The sequence below is a fragment of the Fulvivirga sp. genome (assembly GCF_040218215.1).
Taxonomy (GTDB): domain Bacteria; phylum Bacteroidota; class Bacteroidia; order Cytophagales; family Cyclobacteriaceae; genus Fulvivirga.
This window is the reverse complement of sequence record NZ_JAVJQL010000011.1, coordinates 26,565-44,600: the sequence shown is the minus strand read 5'-3', so window position 1 is coordinate 44,600 and position 18,036 is coordinate 26,565. Positions and strand designations below refer to the sequence as shown.

The window sequence follows — 18,036 nt, the reverse complement described above, 5'->3', positions numbered from 1 at the left end:
ATGATGGAATGCTTATAACTGAATCGCAATTTTACCTCCCACCCATGCCTGCAACTGAGTAGTGCCGACTTTTTTTGTAGAAAGGCTGTAGGGTGCCAATTTGGTCAGGTATTCACCTGATTCGGGGTTTCTCCACTCCGAAAGCCAAACATTTAGGACAGGACCGATAGAGAACCCAAGCCCTTTAGATTTACGGTAGCCAAAATTTATTCCAAGCCTATTGAGCAAGCTTAAATCACTTTGAATATTTTCCTGTTCACTTACCCAATGTGCAGAATATTCGAAATTGAAATGCGCTTTATCCGTTACAGGCCATTCAGTGCCAAAACCATAACCAAATGACCATTGAAACCTATCTTTCCAACTTCCAAATCCAACATGAAAAGTGTTATAAAATCCCCTAACTCCCGTTTTAAAGCTCAAATTTGCCGGTTGAATTTCATCCACAGAAAATTCCAGTTTTCGAAAACCTTTCTTTACATAGCTAAAAAAACCTATAGGAGTGCCTGATGCTGAGTCAGCCAGATTGATAAGTGAAATTTGATTTCCTTGCACTACTTGGGCATAATTGAAGATTCCGCTTATCTGAGTCCCTGACACCGATCCTGAAGAATAATTTCCAATCCCTGCAAATTGAAACCCCTTCACACTGCCGTTGGCCAGGTTAACAATGCCGGACAATTGCAGTCCGCTAACATTCCTGCCTTTATTAACCAACCCTCCGATTTGCAGTTTTTCAACATCTCCAAGCGCAACATTGGTCAGCCCTGCAATTTGCCCCCCTTCTACATTTCTGGTTGTCAAATTATTAATGCCTGCCAATTGCCAGCCCTTCATTCCTCCCTTCAGCACATTGCTAATTCCCGATATCTGAACACCCCTTAAGGAATCTATGAGTAAATTACTAATGCCGCCCAGTTGTACACCCACCATGGTGCCGCGGTTATGATTAAAAAGACCAGCTACTTGCACTCCTTTTGTATCACCACCTACCAGATTGCCCAAACCTGCCAATTGGAAACCTGTAACCTCCTGCCGGATCACATTAAAGAGACCTCCAACCTCCACCTTACCTACCCCATTGGCGTATCCCACCAGCACATTAAATGAAAATTGATTTTTAACCAACCCTCCCATTTTTAAATTGGTACCCATTGTTGGTAAAAAGGAAATTTGAGCAGGACGGTGAATAATAAGGGTGGTATTTTCTGTCCTTAATATGGATTGATTTGAAACCAATTTAATAACAATTGGCAATGTTTCAACGGGCTTCGGGTAGTCCAAATCCTTTATTGCTTTTGCATAAGGGATCCGCTTTTTAGGTTTGAGGTAAATTGAAAGCCCCTGACCCTGCGGAGTAATTAAAATTGTAGTGTCCTCCACATCACTTTGATTAAAAGACAGCCCTAACTGCTCAAATTCTACGGGAACAGACATAGAGAATTGCCCCTTTTCATTAGTCACAGCAGATGCCAGACTACTTACTTCATAAACCACAATGTTTTTGAGTGGGCTTTTATCCACGGCTGAAAAAACCGCACCATAGATATCATGTTTTTTCCTCTTTTGAGGAATATTAACGGTTTTAAGCAAGATGAGATGGTTTCCGCTGACTTTATAGTCTATGTCTTTAGGCAAAAGCTTATCTAAAATTGCTTTTACCGGCTCGGCTTGTGAGATGATGGATATTCTTTGTGAGCTGGCAAAAATGGAAACGTCATAAGAAAAAGTGAAATTTGCCTTTTCTGAGATTTCGAACAATATCTTTTCAATTGTTTGTTGCTCAACATTCAGGTCTATCTTTCTTTTAAGCAAGTTATCCTGCGAGTAGGATGCGGATGTAAACAATAAAAAAAATAAAACCGCTGAACCTTTGATTATGCTATCAATCGCACCCATCGCCAGTGATTTTGAAACTGCTACCTTGCTGTGTGACCCTTAAATCAAAGTTAGCTGCTATAATCTCAAATATCCTTTCTACTGTTTCCTGATCAAATTTTCCACTTAAGTGGCAGTTATAAACTTTTTCGTTTTCAACTTCAATGGAGACATTGTAAGAGCTCATCAAGTCCTGAAATACTTTTTTGAGGGATTCATTTTGAAAAACCAACGTCCTGGTTTTCCAAAACATATTGTTTTGTTCGTAACCAGCATTTATGATATCGCCCGTATTTTTATTAATTGCTATTTGGTCACCTTTTAAAAGTATTTTTTCAACACCAAATGCCGAAACACTCACTTTGCCTTCTACCACATTGACCTCAAAAACATCCAGGCTATCATAAGCCTTAACGTAAAAAGAGGTTCCCAGCACTTTTATTATTCCTCCCCCTGCTTCAATAACAAAAGGTACACTGGGGTCAGGTTTTACATTAAAAAATGCCTCTCCGTCCAACTTCACTTGTCTAATATCTTTATCGAATTTTTCAGCCACCGTGATCTTGGAATTTATATTCATGGTCACCAATGATTGATCAGAAAGCATCTCCGATCTCACCTCATTCTTAGCCTCAAATACAATCTCATTTACTGCTTCGGGGTTATATTTTTGATAGGCTGCATAAATAATAAGGCCAAAAATAAACACTGCTGCAACCCGCATTATATAAGGCCACAATGTCCTTGTTTTTGGCTCAATCAATTCGGTAGGATCGGGTTGTGCACTATTATCAACCCTACTGCTTACTTTCTCCCACGCCATGTCAACATCAACATCCGTCCTTTCAGGAGCCACTTTGTCAGTAAGCCTCCACAAAGATTTAAGCTTTACAAAATACTTCTCATTGTCTTCAGATTCTTTTAGCCAAACCTCAACCTCTTTAATTTCCGAGGCATTAGCTTCCCCTTCCAAATATTTGGCTAAAATTTCATCTTTAATACCTAAGTTTCTTTCAGACATTCCTGCTATTTAAATATTGACAACACCAAATACTATTACCCCTATCCAAATCATAAAATTATTTTTCAAAACCAGTATAATCCACACCAGGAAGGGTAAATATTCTGCAAGATGCGTTCTCAAATGTTTTAAGGCCTTACCCATCTGATTTTCTACGGTTTTTATGGAAATATTGAGCTCATTGGCGATCTCTTTATATTTCAACCCATCTTCCCTGCTCAATTTGAAAATTTTCCTTCGCTCAATTGGCAGACTATCAACACAAGCATCTATTTTCTGCTGTAGTTCTAAATCTTCCAGTGTATCTGTAGTTACAGCCTCGGTATTTTTAAATACCGACACTTGCTCCATGGCATACTTAGCCTTGACATGATTATGCTTCAATTGGTTAAGACACGAATTCCTCACTGAGCGATACAGATAAGCCTCTACAGAATCACTAATCTCAATAGCATCTCTCTTCTCCCAAAAATTGACAAACACATCCTGGACAACACCTTCGGCTTCATCTGTGTCCGCTATGTATTTTTTTGCATAGCCACACATGGTTCCATAGCTGTGCCTAAACAATACTTCAAATGCATGTTTGTCACCGGAACGGATTTTTAGGGCTATCTCTTGTAGATCAATCAAAATCTCACATCAATGATAATTTCAAACAAAAATAGAAGAGAAAATCGATTTTAAAAGTTTAAGAAAAGATCACAGAAAGCAACAATACCGCTGCAAAACCTACAAACGAAATAATCAGCGTCATCATAGTCCAGCTTCTAAAGGTCTGCTTCTCTGTCATTCCCAAATAGTTGCTCACTAACCAGAACCCACTGTCATTAACATGTGACAAAGTAGATGCTCCGCATGCAATGGCAATAACAATAAGTGCCTTATCTATTTCTGCAGCACCTGAGCCTAGTAAAGGACTGATCAATCCGGCCGCAGTAATCATTGCGACTGTTGACGAGCCTTGTAACACTCTTACCAAAGCAGCAGCTATAAAAGCAAAGAAGATTACAGGCAAACCTGAAGCGGCTACATAGTTGGCCAGCATCTCACCTGCTCCAGTGTCTACAAGCATTTGTTTGAATACTCCGCCTGCTCCTGTTAATAAAATTATAATGCCGGCAGGCTCCATTGACTTGCCACTTATTTTGAGCAAAGTCTCTTTTGTAAGGCCTCTTTTTATTCCTAAAAAATACCAGGCTAGTAGGTTGGCTATAATTAATGCACTAAATGGGTGGCCTATCATTTCTATCCAGCTCTTGACATCTTCTGAAATAGAACCATCCCCTACCAAAGAGCTATTTAATAATGTATTGGCGACAATCAACAAAATAGGCACTAATATGATCGTGATGATCATGCCAACAGGAGGAAATGTAGCTTCAGCCTTTTCATTGCTCACCTCCTTTGGCGCATCTAAAGGGATTTTTTTGGCAATGTATTTAGCAAAGATTGGCCCACCAACGATGGCCGCTGGTATTCCGGCCAGGAACCCCATCATGATGACCCAGCCCAAGTTTGCCCCTAATATGTCAGCCACAGCCACGGGGCCTGGAGTAGGTGGAATAAAAGCATGAGTGATGGCTAAGCCCGTAAGCAATGGCAAGGCATATAACAATAAAGACTTTTTGGTCTTGCGCTGCAATGCATAAACCATTGGAATAAGAATAATAAAAGCCACATCAAAGAAAACCGGAATGGCCACCACAAATCCCGTGATCATCATGGCCCAAGAGGCCCGTTGCTCTCCAAATTTACTTAGCAGAAATTTGGCTAATGCCTCCGCTCCGCCTGACTGTTCCAGTATTGCTCCGAAAATTGCTCCCAGACCAACCACCATGGCCACGAATCCAAGTGTGCCGCCCATCCCATTTTGCATGGTTTTGATAATGGACAAAGGCTCCACACCAGCGATTACACCGACCAAAATACTGGCGATCAGTAATGCTAAAAAGGCATGAATTCTAAAGAAAAGGATAAGAACCAGTATGGCGGCTATGCCTGAAAAGACAGCCAATAGCAAAGTATAATCAATCATTAGTTTTATTTATATTCTTAATTATCGTGGCTACCACTTCATCAATTGAGAGGATTATGTCCACATTTATAACCCCAGAAGGCACTTCCAATACATCAAACTGCGATTTCAACATCTCAGCTTTCATAAAATGACCAGAGCGCAACTCCATCCGTTGTTTAATGGTTTCATAATCTCCTTTAAGATATACCCACCGAACATCATCTGAAGCCTTATTTAATATTTCCCGATATGCGTCTTTTAAGGCTGAGCAAGCCAAAACGCCATTTGCCTCTTTAGAAAGTGCGTCAACAATCAGTTGCAGCCAAGGGTATCTATCCTCATCGGTCAAGGGAATGCCTGAAGCCATTTTATCCTTGTTAGATTGAGGATGAAAATCATCGGCATCAAAAAATGGAAATTTCAATTCATCGGCCAGCGCCTTTCCGATAGTAGATTTACCGCTACCGCTAACCCCCATGACTATGATAATCATTAAAAGAAATTACTTGCTTGGGTATTTGGCATCGTTCAGTTCAATCCAGTTCCCATCAGGATCTTGAATATAAACCTGTCTTACGCCATCAGGTCGCTTGCTTTGTTTAAAATTCTCACCTGGCCAGTCGGTATAGATCACACCTTTACTTTCCAGGGAAGCTACAAAGGCATCAAATTTTTGAGTGTTCAATGAAAAGTGAACTGATCGGGTTTTAATATCTGGCATTTCATCGGCCTTAATCAAGTGTAATTGATCAAAGTTGCCCAATGTAAACCACCTGATTTTTTCTTTATCTCCGGGAGCTTTTATCTCTTTTAGTTGAAGTACGTCCTTATAAAAGGCTACACTTTTATCCAGGTCAGTAACAACAACGGCAGTATGATCTAACTCAAAGTCGAAAGTTTGGGCATTCAACATGCCGGCAATTAATAGAATAGGTATGATTAGTAATTTTTTCATAGTTAAAAATAATGTTATATCGATTTAAATCCCTGTTTTGAAGAATTTCTTTTATGAACATGCAGAATGGTAATGCCAGTGGTTGAATAGAATTGGGTTAAATTAGACTTATTATAGTCATAATGTATGAAGGGCATTGAAATTAAAATAGTAGCTACTGAAAATGATATGCAGGCAGCTTATGCCATTCGATCTGCAGTTTTCACAGATGAGCAGAGGATTCCTGCTGCTATGGATATGGATGGTAAAGATGAGAATGCTATTAACCTCTTAGTCTGGAGTGATAGTAAAGCTATAGGCACTGGTCGGCTATATCCTGTAAATGATCATTTAGCAGAAATAGCAAGAATAGCAGTTGTTGAAGAATACAGAGGGGCAGGCATAGCTAAGTCAATAATTCAAAAACTAGAGTCCTTAGCAAAGGACAAAGGGCTGAAAGAACTTACACTATGGCCTCACGAAAGGTTAAAGTCGTTCTATGAAAGTCTGGACTTTAAGGTTTTGCCAAATGAACAACAAATTGTAGCTGGCTACCCATTGATAAAAATGCACAAGATCATTGGTTAACCATAACCTTAAAGTATTTCCCACTCATGTAAATGCCATTGATTAAGTACAGGTATTGATTAACTTACCATTCTGTAAATTTCATTTTCGAATCAACCTTAACAATACTCCTATGAAGAAATTAATACCGCTATTCCTTTGCATCGGCCTTTTTTATCATGCCGATGCGCAAGAATCCATCCTTGGTTTTAAACCAGCCAATGTCAGTAAAGAGCTATCAACCGAAGCAGCTTTTGATGCACAACTAAAAGCCCAAAACCTAGACGACTGGATGAAGCTGATGGCTGCAGAACCTCACTATGTAGGCACGGAATATGGCCGTAAAAACGCTGAGTGGATGGTAAAGCAATTTAAATCATGGGGTTATGATGCAAAAATAGAAACCTATCAGGTGCTTTTCCCTTATCCTAAAGTCCGTCTGCTTGAGCTAACCGGACCTACCACCTATAATGCCAAACTGGAAAATGTAGCCGTGGAAGGTGATGATTACACAAAACAAGGTGAAGCGCTGCTGCCAAGTTATAATGCCTTCTCAACAGATGGTGATGTGGAAGCTGAACTGGTATTTGTAAACTATGGTGTACCCGCTGATTATGAGGAGTTGGAAAAATTGGGCATTGATGTAAAAGGTAAAATTGTAATTGCAAAATATTACGGTTCATGGAGAGGAATTAAGCCAAAGCTTGCAGCAGAAAAAGGGGCTATTGGCTGTATCATCTATTCAGATCCTGAAGATGACGGCTATTATCAGGGTGATGTATATCCTGAAGGCGCCTTCAAAAATGAAACTGGCGTACAAAGAGGATCAGTAATGGATATGCCTTTATATCCAGGTGATGTTTTAACCCCGGGATATGCTGCCACTAAAGATGCCAAGCGCCTCGATAGAAAAGACGCTCCTACCATTACAAAAATTCCTGTACTACCTATTTCTTATCAGGATGCCAAGCCATTACTGGCTGCACTTAAAGGTGCTGTTGCTCCTCCATCATGGAGAGGTGCATTGCCAATCACTTACCATATTGGCCCCGGCCCCGCCAAAGTGCATTTAAAATTAGAATTTGACTGGCAACTAAAACCTGCACACAATGTAATCGCCACTATGAAAGGCTCAATGTTTCCTGACCAGTGGATAATGAGAGGAAACCACCATGATGCATGGGTACACGGTGCCAGCGACCCAGTAAGTGGAATGGTAGCATTGATGGAAGAAGCGAGAGTTATTGGTGAATTAGCCAAAAAAGGTCAGAAACCTAAAAGAACAATTGTTTACGCTGCATGGGATGCAGAGGAACCCGGACTGATAGGATCAACTGAATGGGTAGAAGATCATGAAAAAGAGTTGCAGCAAAAGCTTGTAGCTTATATCAACACGGATGGTAACGGTCGCGGTTTCTTTGGTGCTGGTGGTTCGCATACTTTACAGGCCATGGTAAAAGAAGTAGCCCAGACAGTAAAAGATCCACAGAAGGGAGTTTCACTTGTTGAGCGCAGAGGAGCTGTTGAAATGCTAAATGGTGGAGATTCAGATTTTAAACTTTATGCCTTAGGTTCTGGATCCGACTATACGCCTTTTATTCAGCATTCCGGTATTCCTTCTTTAAATATTGGCTTTGGTGGTGAGAGCTCAGGTGGTGAGTACCATACTATTTATGACACTTACGACCACTACAAGAGATTTAAGGATTTCGATTTTGCCTACGGAGTAACACTGGCTAAAACTGCTGGGCGCATTGTTCTTAGGTTGGCCAATGCAGATGTACTGCCTTTTGAATTAAAGCAATGGGAAACCACAGTATCAGGTTATCTTGATGAGGTGATGAAAACGGCTGACGACATGCGTACTGCCGTAGAAAAGCACAATATGCTGGTAGACAAAAATGCGTTTGAGTTGGCTGCCAATCCTAAAGAGCCATTTTTGAAACCTGAGAAAAAAGAAATAGTGCCTTATTTGGATTTCAGTCCTATTCAAAACGAGTTGGCTGCACTCAAAGGTGCTATCAATACTTATGCATCTTTTGAATACACAAAACTGGATGATGCTAAGACAAAAGCACTTAATGAGCTATTGATGAAAAGTGAAAGTCAGTTAATGAGTTCAAATGGTTTGCCAAGAAGAGGCTGGTACAAACATCAGATTTATGCACCAGGCTTTTACACCGGCTATGGTGTTAAGACGTTACCAGCAGTTCGTGAAGCTATAGAGCAGGAAGACTGGAAAGAGGCGCAGGCGGAAATCATCAAACTGGCAGAAACGTTTAAGCAATTTAGAACCCATATCGAGAAAATGAATACGCTGATCAAATGATTCTAGATTTGTAAGAAATTAATAAAGGGGATAAGTAATTATAGTTATCCCTTTTATTTAAAAAATAGATATTATTAGGTGGGAATGCCATCAGTTTAATAAGTCTAAAACTCAGTTAGGAAAGGCTCAAGCTCATCAATGAAAACAAAAATGTTTCTTTTTATATAGAAGACCTGAAAGAAGGCAAAAAAGCTGCAGGAACCAGAGTGACTATTGGAGTGCTGACCTAAAACATCATAGCCTGAGTAATAATTTACCTTTTCAGGCAACAAAAAGCCTCAGAATTCCATTATACCAATAATGGCAATAAAGTTCCTAAAAAATTTTCCTCCTTTTATTTTAATGATGGTGATAAGCACCAACCTTATTGCCCAAAATGCTTTTGTAAAGGGCAAGCTGGTGGATAAAAATAGCCTTGAACCACTGCCATATGCCAATATTGTTCTTTTATCCAAAAACGCTGTTTATAGCACTGACAGTTTAGGAAGGTTTTCAATTCCATATACCAATGAGACTGACAGTTTGAGATTTTTATTTCTCGGCTATCAGGAGCTTTTAGTACCCATCCATCAAATCAATAAAGATTATACAGTACTACTGGAAAGTACGGCTAAAACTTTGCAGGAAATAGAAATAAAGGCATTACGGTCAGATGCCCTTCAGCAATTTGAAAATGTAAGACCCGGGAAACAGGTTTTAAAAAAGGAAGTTGTGCTCCAACTGCCTGCCTTGGCCGGTGAGCCTGATTTTATTAAAGCTTTAACACTATTGCCAGGTGCCTCCAAAGGTATAGAAGGTTCCAGCGATTTTTTTGTAAGAGGCGGGGCCGCAGATCAAAACCTTGTTTTAATGGATGGCGCAACGGTTTATAACACAGGCCATTTGTTTGGCTTTTTGTCAGTCTTTAACCCATCGGCTATTGGTGAAGTAAGCATGATGACAGGTGGCTTTCCTGCCGAATATGGAGGAAGGTTATCATCAATTATAGACATCAGGTCCAAAGAACCTTCGATGAACCGGACTTTTATTGAAGGTGGCGTAGGACTTATATCTTCCAGAATATCCGTGGAGCAGCCTATTATCAAAGATAAACTGGCCATTCAAATTGCAGGTAGAAGAACCTATGCAGATCAGGTCGTGCGCCTGGCAAGCATTGATTTACCATATTACTTCTATGATATGAATATCAATGTCAACTGGAAAATTGGTGATAAATCCAACCTTCATTATGGCTATTATCGTGGCGATGATATATTAGATTTTAGCGAGGTGAGAGATGAGAATGTGGCTGGTGATGTAGCCGGAACTTCGTTCAATCTTGGAAATTCAATTCATACACTGGAGTTTAATAGCCAATTGGAAAACATGACCTCCACAACCTATTTGCATCTCACTAAATTCGATTATAAGATCAACAGCTACTTTCAGGATAATTTTATTAACGTTATTGCAGATATTCAAGACCTTGGTTTAAGTCAAAAATTTGCCCTTAAAAAGACTGAAAACAGAAGTTTTAATTTTGGTTTCTCAGCTATTTTGAGAAATGTAGATCCAAATTTAATCAACTCTGGGGGTGAAATTTCGGAGATCATACCAAGCAGCGATGGCACAACAAGGGAAGTTACGGAGACCGCTATTTTTGGTGAGTGGGAGTTCAAAAAAGACAATCTGGAAGGAATTGTTGGGTTAAGAACTTCTGCGGCATTCTTAGAAAACACCCACTACGTACAACCTGAGCCAAGAATAGCTTTCAGGTATAGCCTCAATGACAACTATGCCCTGAAAGCCAGCTATACCCGGATGAGCCAGTATGTCCATCGTGTATCAAGCTCTTCGTTTGCACTGCCCACTGACATTTGGTATCCGGTGGATGAAGATGTAGCGCCTCAAAGTGCAGACCAGTTTACCCTTGGGCTGAGCAAACTGCTGCAGAATGGAGAGATTGTTTTAAGCACAGAGGCCTATTATAAAAGCATGAGTAATTTGGTAGAATACCGGGAAGGCACTAACCTGGTACTCAATAACGATTTCAAAAGCGCACTTATCCAAGGCGATGGAGAGGCGTATGGTTCTGAATGGCTACTAAGAAAAGATGCTGGAAAATTAAGGGGTTGGCTGTCTTATACATTGTCATGGACCAACCGCCAATTTGATGAACTAAACAATGGCAAAACCTTTAAGGCACGATATGACAGAAGGCACAATGTTTCTATAGTGACCAATTATGACATAGCAGAGCGATGGAGGCTATCAGCCGTTTGGGAGTTTTTATCAGGAGCACGGTTCACTCCCATTATTGGGTATTACGGGGTGCCAAATTCTGCCACCACAGGCGTGGATTTAATCCCAGTCTTTCCGGAACGTAACTCTGTTCAACTTGCAAATGCACACAGGTTGGATTTGAGCATAACGTTTAAAGGAAAACAACGATCGAACAAAAATTGGTTTGGCGAATGGCAGTTCAGTATTTATAATGCCTATAACAGGGCTACTCCAGTAGCTATCAACATTGTTTATAATGAAGAAACCGATAGCTACAGCTATGAACAACCTGGGTTGATAGGCCTTTTGCCGTCAATATCTTACAACTTTAAATTTTACAAATGATAATTAAGAACTACTTCTATATTGTCTTTTTCTGCGCATCAGCACTATTAACAGCATGCTTACCAGAGCCGCTGCCTGTCAATAATGTGCCTGTTTTAGAAAATACAGTAGTGGTTGGTTCTCAGGAATTACCAGATGAATTTATAGCCATTTCATTGACCAAAAGCTTTGGTGCTTTAGATGCTGGACCAGATTCTGATATTGAGGCCTTACTGGATGAACTGCTTATTGATAGTGTGGAAATGTTCATTGAAGTTGCAGGACAGAATTATCAGCTTCAAAATTTAACCAATGGCTTTTATCTTGGCACAGGTATACCTGAGATTGTTGGTGAAGAGTACACCTTGTCATTTATTAGCCCCTTAAATGATAAACCTGTGATTTCAAAAAGCAATTTACTCCCATTCATTGGCTTTGATTCTTTAGAGGTTTCTTTAAATGAAACAACATTTGACACCCTAATCAATATAAACTTGTGGATTGAAGACCCTGACCAAAAGAATTGGTACATGGTGAATGTGCAGACTTTCAATGACGATTATGATATTCAAGACCGTCCGTATACCGAACTGCTGGATGACATAGGTTTTAATGGGGAATTATATCATCATGAATTTACAATTCCATTTAGGGACTATGAACCTGGCGATACGATTTTTGTCTCTATGGCCAATATCAATGAAGACTATTACCAATTTCTGAAACTTAGAAAAGATCAGCGGTTTTCACTTCTTGACGGACTGGGTGAACCTATTAATTACCCCACTAATGTTGAGAATGGTCTTGGTTTTTTTCATACCCATCAACCAGATATAAGGATTGTTTTGTTTGGACAATAGTTAGAGTCCAACACCCTGAGCCATTGATGTGGCCAATAGCGGGATTATGAAAAGAATAAAAAGCTCAACTTTTAAAATGAAGCTGATATGGGCTGGAATATTGACCTCATCATCAATTGAACCTTTCCGGTTTTTAAAATAAAATACTGTTGGCCAAATGGACAGGATGCCTACCACAAGGAACAGCACTACTTTGGTAATAAATATTGGGTTTGCAGAATAGTAATCCGCTGGTTTTCCTATTCCAAACCAAAGGTATAACCCTGCTCCTACTACAATCAAGGCACTAAGGCCATAGATGCCATCAATTTTAAATACGGTCTGAATAACACTTCTCTTTAAAACTTTTTTCAGCATAACAGCCTCAGCAAAAACAGTGGCCACTACCAGAAACAGGCCTATAAAATGAAGATATCGAACAAAAATTAATTCATTCATAATAGCTAATTGCAGATTGTTAATTGTTGATTGCCAATTGACCTACGTCCACCACTTCAAAGGCAGTTCCAAATCTTTAATAGAATTAATCACCAAATCGGGTTTAAAAGGGTAATCAATCAGCTGCTCTCTTTTGGTCATGCCGGATAAAGTGAGGATGGTTTTATAACCTACAGAAACACCACCCTGAATATCGGTAGACATCGTATCGCCAATAACGGTTACTTCATCGGTAGCCAGGCCTATATGTTTCCTTGCCGAACGCATCATTACCGGACTTGGCTTGCCTACACTAAAAGCCTTTTTGCCAGTAGCCTCTTCTATCATAGCAACAACTGCCGCAATGCCTAGGTTATTCCAGCCTTGCTTTCTTGGGGTAGCATCCAGGTTAGTAGCTATCAGCTTCGCACCTTCTAAAATAAAGTCAATGGCCTTTCTTACCATTTCCAACGTAAAGTTGATCCCCTCGCCAACTACCACGAAGTCAGGGTCATTCTGCACAAGGTTAAATCCATTTTCATGCAGACTTTTGATCAACCCACCTTCGCCAAGGACATAAGCAGTACCATTAGGAAACTGATGCGCCATAAAATGGGCAGTGGCCATAGCACTGGTATATACGTGCTTCTCCTCCACTTTTATACCCATTTTCTTCAACTTCTGAACTCCGTCAAGGGGTGTTCGCTGACTGTTATTGGTCATAAATGTGAAAGGAATATCTTCCTTCAAAAGTGTTTTTATAAATACATCCGCTCCCGGGATCATTTGATTTTCTATATAGATGACACCGTCCATGTCAATAAGCAATCCATGTTTCATAATCTATAGATTTTGTTTGATTGGAAAGTCTCTATTTTGATCTGACTTTCGGTACAATATAAAGCTACTTTGATGATATAGAAAAGGCGAATGACTAATACTTTTTAAGTGCTGGGTTGCAACCGATTGTATTTCAGACGAGTTGATGAATCTGGGCATATTGAAGCAACATAATCGTTTTTGCATCTTTAATCTCGCCTGTTTCTATCATTTTTACCGCACGCTCAAATGGCAGCTCCAAAACTTCAATATTCTCCTGCTCATGATCGAGGCCACCACCTTCTCCAACTAACATGTCTTTCGTGTATTCCGCCACAAAGAAATAGACAATCTCCGTGACCGAACCCGGTGACATATAGACTTCAAATATCTTTTTAACCTTAGAAATTTTGTACCCGGTTTCTTCCTCAGTCTCCTTTTTGATGCAATCTTCAGCATTATCCTTGTCCAACAAACCAGCACACGCCTCTATGAGCATTCCGTCATCATTACCATTCAGATAAGTTGGCAACCTGAACTGACGCGTTAGTATTACTGTTTTATTCTCCTTATTATAAAGCAAAATAGTAGCACCATTGCCCCTATCATAGGCTTCTCTGGTTTGTGGCTCAAATTCACCATCAGGCTTTTGATAATCATAACTCACTTTGTACAAAGTGTACCAATTATCAGACAGTAGCTCTTTTTTTAGATTTTTAACACGGTTGTTGTTCATCAATTTCAGTTTTAAATGATCTGTTTACCAACGGCTTAACGGATTGAAATATATACAGTTATGCTTTTAACCTGTGTTTAATTAATAATTAACATGCGGCTTCCCTTAAAACGTCATCGCGGAAATTATCTTCATTTCTTTTTTCAAAATGAAGATAATTGTCCGTGATCTCTTCCAAATAGGAAAGAGATACCGGATAAATAAAGGTTTTTAAAATGTAAACCTTTATTTTCCATGTATGACGGTCGCTTTTATTAATCCAACTCAGGTTTCACCATTTTAGTTATTGCCTCATTTAAATCTGGAGGCCGACAAGTTGAAATCTGTCCTTTTTTCCTTTTATGAAGTCAGTTTTATATATTGGGTTTTAAAGCACCTTTATAACTATGAACAAGCAAATGTATTGGCGGGCTAATATTCGCTACCTCCTTATATTATTATCCATTTGGTTTGCCGTTTCTTATGGCGCAGGTATCCTTTTTGTTGATCAACTCAACAATCTCAGGATCGGAGGATTTAAGCTTGGTTTCTGGTTTGCTCAGCAAGGCTCCATCTATGTTTTTGTTATACTCATTTTTGTCTATGTAAGGCTAATGAACAAGCTGGACAAAAAACATGACCTTGACGAAAAATAGACTGTAATGGATATACAAACCTGGACTTTTATCATTGTCGGAATCACCTTTGCTGTATATATAGGTATTGCTATATGGTCTACGGCCAGCTCTACAAGTGATTTTTATGTGGCAGGCGGTGGAGTTTCACCATTCGCAAACGGTATGGCTACCGCTGCAGATTGGATGTCAGCGGCCTCTTTTATTTCCATGGCTGGTCTTATCTCGTTTATGGGCTATGACGGAGCTGTTTATCTCATGGGCTGGACAGGAGGCTATGTGCTACTCGCCCTGCTCCTCGCACCTTACCTCAGAAAATTTGGAAAATTCACTGTTCCCGACTTTATTGGTGACCGTTACTATTCCAATGTTGCCAGAACGGTAGCCGTTATTTGTGCCATTATTGTCTCTTTTACTTATGTCGCAGGACAAATGCGCGGTGTAGGGGTTGTGTTTGCCCGCTTTCTCGAAGTGGAAATAGAAACTGGCGTTTATATCGGTATGATCATCGTTTTGTTTTATGCCACACTAGGTGGAATGAAGGGCATAACCTACACACAAGTGGCGCAGTATTGCATTTTGATATTTGCCTTTATGGTGCCTGCCTTCTTTATCTCCTTTCAGCTTACAGGCAATGTTATTCCTCAATTAGGATTTGGCGGTACCGTTTCCGATGGCACTTATCTCTTAGACAAACTCGATGGACTACATAAAGAATTAGGCTTTGCAGCATATACTGAAGGTTCGAAGTCTATGATTGATGTATTTTGCATCACCTTAGCGCTAATGGTAGGCACCGCAGGGCTGCCACACGTTATAGTAAGGTTTTTTACGGTGGCGAAAGTAAAGGACGCCCGAATATCTGCAGGCTGGGCGCTTCTATTGATAGCCATACTTTATACTACAGCTCCTGCCATTTCCGTATTTGCAAGAACCAATCTCATACAAACAGTTTCCAATCAGGAGTATGACTCCGTGCCAGAATGGTTTACCAATTGGGAAAAGACAGGCCTGATTGCCTTTGATGACAAAAATGCCGATGGCAAAATTCAGTATGTGGGTGATGTAGCAGCTAATGAGTTAACCATAGATCAGGATATTATGGTGTTGGCCAATCCGGAAATTGCCAATCTACCGAACTGGGTTATAGCCCTGGTGGCTGCGGGAGGCTTAGCGGCAGCCCTTTCCACAGCGGCTGGCCTGCTTTTGGTGATATCTGCCAGTATTTCCCATGATTTGATCAAGAAACAGATAAAACCCGACATTTCAGAAAAAGGTGAGCTGGTTTGGGCACGGATAGGCTCGGTGATAGCTGTGGTAATAGCAGGGTATTTTGGTATTAATCCGCCTGGGTTCGTTGCTGCTGTGGTGGCACTGGCATTTGGTCTTGCTGCTGCGTCATTCTTCCCTGCCATTATACTTGGTATTTTTGATAAGAGAATGAACAAAGAAGGAGCTATTGCCGGAATGGTAATAGGCATGCTGCTAATGCTTTTTTACATGATGAAATTTAAACTTGGCTTCTTTGGCGGTGGCGATCAGTCCGGTTGGTGGTTTGGCATTTCGCCCGAAGGATTTGGTAGCGTTGCCATGCTGGTCAATTTTGCGGTCTCCTTCTCACTGTCAAGGTTATTTCCCGCACCACCAGAAGATGTTCAGGAGATTGTGGAGAATATCCGTTTCCCTAGAGGGGCCGGGGAGGCTACGCATCATTGATGGAAAACCTATGATAAAAGAAAATATAACATGTGGCTTAAATTGCGACATTAATCAAATCCTATGCGAACACATATATTCTTTTTGATTCTATTTACTCTTTCAAGTTGTAGGATCGAATATGACAACTTAGTGAATAAAACTTGGCTTCCTATTAAAGTAGAAGATTTCGATGGTCATATTAATGACTCTGCATTAAAATTATACGCACTAACATTTACTGATTCAGCTTGCTTAATTTCAAGAACGCTAGGAACATCTCTGGAAAGAATTTCAAAATACAATTTGACTAATGATAAACTTGAATTATCTGATGAACTAGGTTCTGGTATTGTTGATATATTAAAATTAACAAGGGGTGAATTGAAAATGCAATTTGACTCCTTCAATATTGTAACTTATATACCGTTCCCTGATGAAAAATATAAAGATCAAACCGCAGCGATTAATGATCAACTTGCTAATGAATCTTGGTATTTAAAAGGTTCACAATTTGATATGAAAAAAGAAGTTTTAATTGAATTCAAAGATTCTTTGGAAGATAGAATTGTGAAACCTCCATTAAGAAAGGAGCTTAATGCTGCTGTTATACATACATTTGAAAATAATTATTCTGATTTCCACCTGCGCTCTATTTGGGGTGTTAACTACTTCGATAATACCAATATAATATCATTATCAGAGTTAGAAGGAAATGGCCTAAATAGTACAATTATTATAACAGAAATTTCTGACTCACTTATTTCAGGTTATGAATTTATTGATGGAGATAAGTCTCTAATTCAATTGTCAATTGCTAAGACCAATTTTGACCAAATAAATAAATTTTTACTAAAAGAATGGGTATTGAAAGGGTTCGAAGAAGTGAAAGATGAGTATGGTGAATACTGGAGTTCCTTTGGAGGGGTAGAAAAAGGGCTGAAAATGGACGATCTAGAGAACAACAAAATATCTCTCTGCTTCAATAAAAATCAATTATTCAGCATTAAAGTTAATAGAGATACTTTGACTCATGGGACCTGGAGGTTAAGTAATTCCGGAAAATTAATTGAGTTAACGAGCAGATATCTTGAAGACGGCCACAACCTCGTAAGAAATCATTTTCTTACAATGATTAAAATTGATTCTAATCAAATGAAGATTTTTAGAAGAGAAAATATAGAATCTTCTGAAGGAGAATTTGCAAGAGTAAAGTTTATAGAAAATTACGAACCCGCTATTGATGACAATTAATCCCAACCTTGGTAAGTGTCCTCATGCACCATATACTAAATCTCATGACTTGTTTCGTGTCCTCTCGAAACAAGATTTAAAAGCCCATTTTAAGCAACATAAAGAATCCAAAACCAAAAAAATACATCAGTAGAAATAGCCACTATATTGTTGTTGGCAAAACACCCATAACTTAAAAGCCTTTATAATAATTACCATTTTGGTAACTTTTATTAGTTATGCCTTAGGCAGAAAAGCCAATGAGGTTAATCGCTAAAAGGATTCTGAGTGAATTCTAAGCCCTTCATTTCACTTTTAACCTGATTT

General features: G+C 39.5%; 16 protein-coding genes. 7 read left to right on the top strand and 9 right to left on the bottom strand.

Going from position 1 to position 18,036, the window contains the following annotated elements:
- Positions 1-12 precede the first annotated feature (12 nt).
- The 6 genes from RIB54_RS04865 to RIB54_RS04840 are packed head-to-tail and all read right to left on the bottom strand — an operon-like array spanning position 13 to position 5,874.
- Positions 13-1,899: a hypothetical protein gene (locus RIB54_RS04865; RefSeq protein WP_350099540.1), complete on the bottom strand. Its 1,887-nt coding sequence runs from the start codon at positions 1,897-1,899 to the stop codon at positions 13-15.
- Positions 1,886-2,899: a FecR family protein gene (locus RIB54_RS04860; RefSeq protein WP_350099539.1), complete on the bottom strand. Its 1,014-nt coding sequence runs from the start codon at positions 2,897-2,899 to the stop codon at positions 1,886-1,888. Before RIB54_RS04860 ends, RIB54_RS04865 begins: the two co-directional genes overlap by 14 nt.
- A 9-nt stretch (positions 2,900-2,908) precedes the next feature.
- Positions 2,909-3,532, bottom strand: a complete 624-nt coding sequence (locus RIB54_RS04855; RefSeq protein WP_350099538.1) for an RNA polymerase sigma-70 factor — start codon at positions 3,530-3,532, stop codon at positions 2,909-2,911.
- 58 nt (positions 3,533-3,590) lie between these two features.
- Entirely contained in the window at positions 3,591-4,937 is a 1,347-nt protein-coding gene (locus tag RIB54_RS04850; protein ID WP_350099537.1) for a GntP family permease, read from the bottom strand.
- On the bottom strand, positions 4,930-5,412 hold the full coding sequence (locus RIB54_RS04845) for a gluconokinase (protein WP_350099536.1): 483 nt from the start codon (positions 5,410-5,412) through the stop codon (positions 4,930-4,932). The genes RIB54_RS04850 and RIB54_RS04845 overlap by 8 nt, the downstream gene beginning before the upstream one ends.
- 9 nt (positions 5,413-5,421) lie before the next feature.
- Complete coding sequence (locus RIB54_RS04840; RefSeq protein ID WP_350099535.1) at positions 5,422-5,874, bottom strand: VOC family protein; 453 nt, start codon at positions 5,872-5,874, stop codon at positions 5,422-5,424.
- Positions 5,875-6,000: 126 nt separating this feature from the next.
- Between RIB54_RS04840 and RIB54_RS04835 the strand changes: the two genes are divergently transcribed.
- The 4 genes from RIB54_RS04835 (at position 6,001) to RIB54_RS04820 (ending at position 12,195) form a co-directional block, all read left to right on the top strand.
- Positions 6,001-6,441 (top strand): GNAT family N-acetyltransferase, encoded by a 441-nt coding sequence (locus tag RIB54_RS04835; RefSeq protein WP_350099534.1) that lies wholly within the window; start codon positions 6,001-6,003, stop codon positions 6,439-6,441.
- Positions 6,442-6,553: 112 nt separating this feature from the next.
- Complete coding sequence (locus RIB54_RS04830) at positions 6,554-8,749, top strand: M28 family peptidase (RefSeq protein ID WP_350099533.1); 2,196 nt, start codon at positions 6,554-6,556, stop codon at positions 8,747-8,749.
- Positions 8,750-9,049: 300 nt separating this feature from the next.
- Positions 9,050-11,356, top strand: coding sequence for a TonB-dependent receptor (locus tag RIB54_RS04825; RefSeq protein WP_350099532.1), 2,307 nt, complete (start codon positions 9,050-9,052; stop codon positions 11,354-11,356).
- Complete coding sequence (locus RIB54_RS04820; RefSeq protein WP_350099531.1) at positions 11,353-12,195, top strand: DUF4249 family protein; 843 nt, start codon at positions 11,353-11,355, stop codon at positions 12,193-12,195. The genes RIB54_RS04825 and RIB54_RS04820 overlap by 4 nt, the downstream gene beginning before the upstream one ends.
- Here the strand turns inward: RIB54_RS04820 and RIB54_RS04815 are convergent, their stop codons facing one another.
- From RIB54_RS04815 to nudK, 3 genes are all read right to left on the bottom strand, one after another.
- Positions 12,196-12,633 (bottom strand): DUF2214 family protein, encoded by a 438-nt coding sequence (locus RIB54_RS04815; RefSeq protein ID WP_350099530.1) that lies wholly within the window; start codon positions 12,631-12,633, stop codon positions 12,196-12,198.
- Positions 12,634-12,675: 42 nt separating this feature from the next.
- A complete protein-coding gene (locus RIB54_RS04810; RefSeq protein WP_350099529.1) occupies positions 12,676-13,452 on the bottom strand; it encodes an HAD-IIA family hydrolase in 777 nt (258 codons plus the stop codon).
- 133 nt (positions 13,453-13,585) lie between these two features.
- Complete coding sequence (nudK, locus tag RIB54_RS04805; protein WP_350099528.1) at positions 13,586-14,167, bottom strand: GDP-mannose pyrophosphatase NudK; 582 nt, start codon at positions 14,165-14,167, stop codon at positions 13,586-13,588.
- Positions 14,168-14,553: 386 nt separating this feature from the next.
- On the opposite strand from nudK, the gene RIB54_RS04800 reads away from it, so the two are divergent.
- The 3 genes from RIB54_RS04800 to RIB54_RS04790 all read left to right on the top strand — a co-directional run bounded on the left by RIB54_RS04800 (position 14,554) and on the right by RIB54_RS04790 (position 17,730).
- Positions 14,554-14,802 (top strand): DUF4212 domain-containing protein, encoded by a 249-nt coding sequence (locus tag RIB54_RS04800; protein WP_350067275.1) that lies wholly within the window; start codon positions 14,554-14,556, stop codon positions 14,800-14,802.
- Between the two features lie 6 nt (positions 14,803-14,808).
- Complete coding sequence (locus tag RIB54_RS04795) at positions 14,809-16,497, top strand: sodium:solute symporter family protein (protein WP_350099527.1); 1,689 nt, start codon at positions 14,809-14,811, stop codon at positions 16,495-16,497.
- Between the two features lie 132 nt (positions 16,498-16,629).
- Positions 16,630-17,730: a hypothetical protein gene (locus tag RIB54_RS04790; RefSeq protein WP_350099526.1), complete on the top strand. Its 1,101-nt coding sequence runs from the start codon at positions 16,630-16,632 to the stop codon at positions 17,728-17,730.
- The last annotated feature ends 306 nt before the right edge of the window (positions 17,731-18,036 follow it).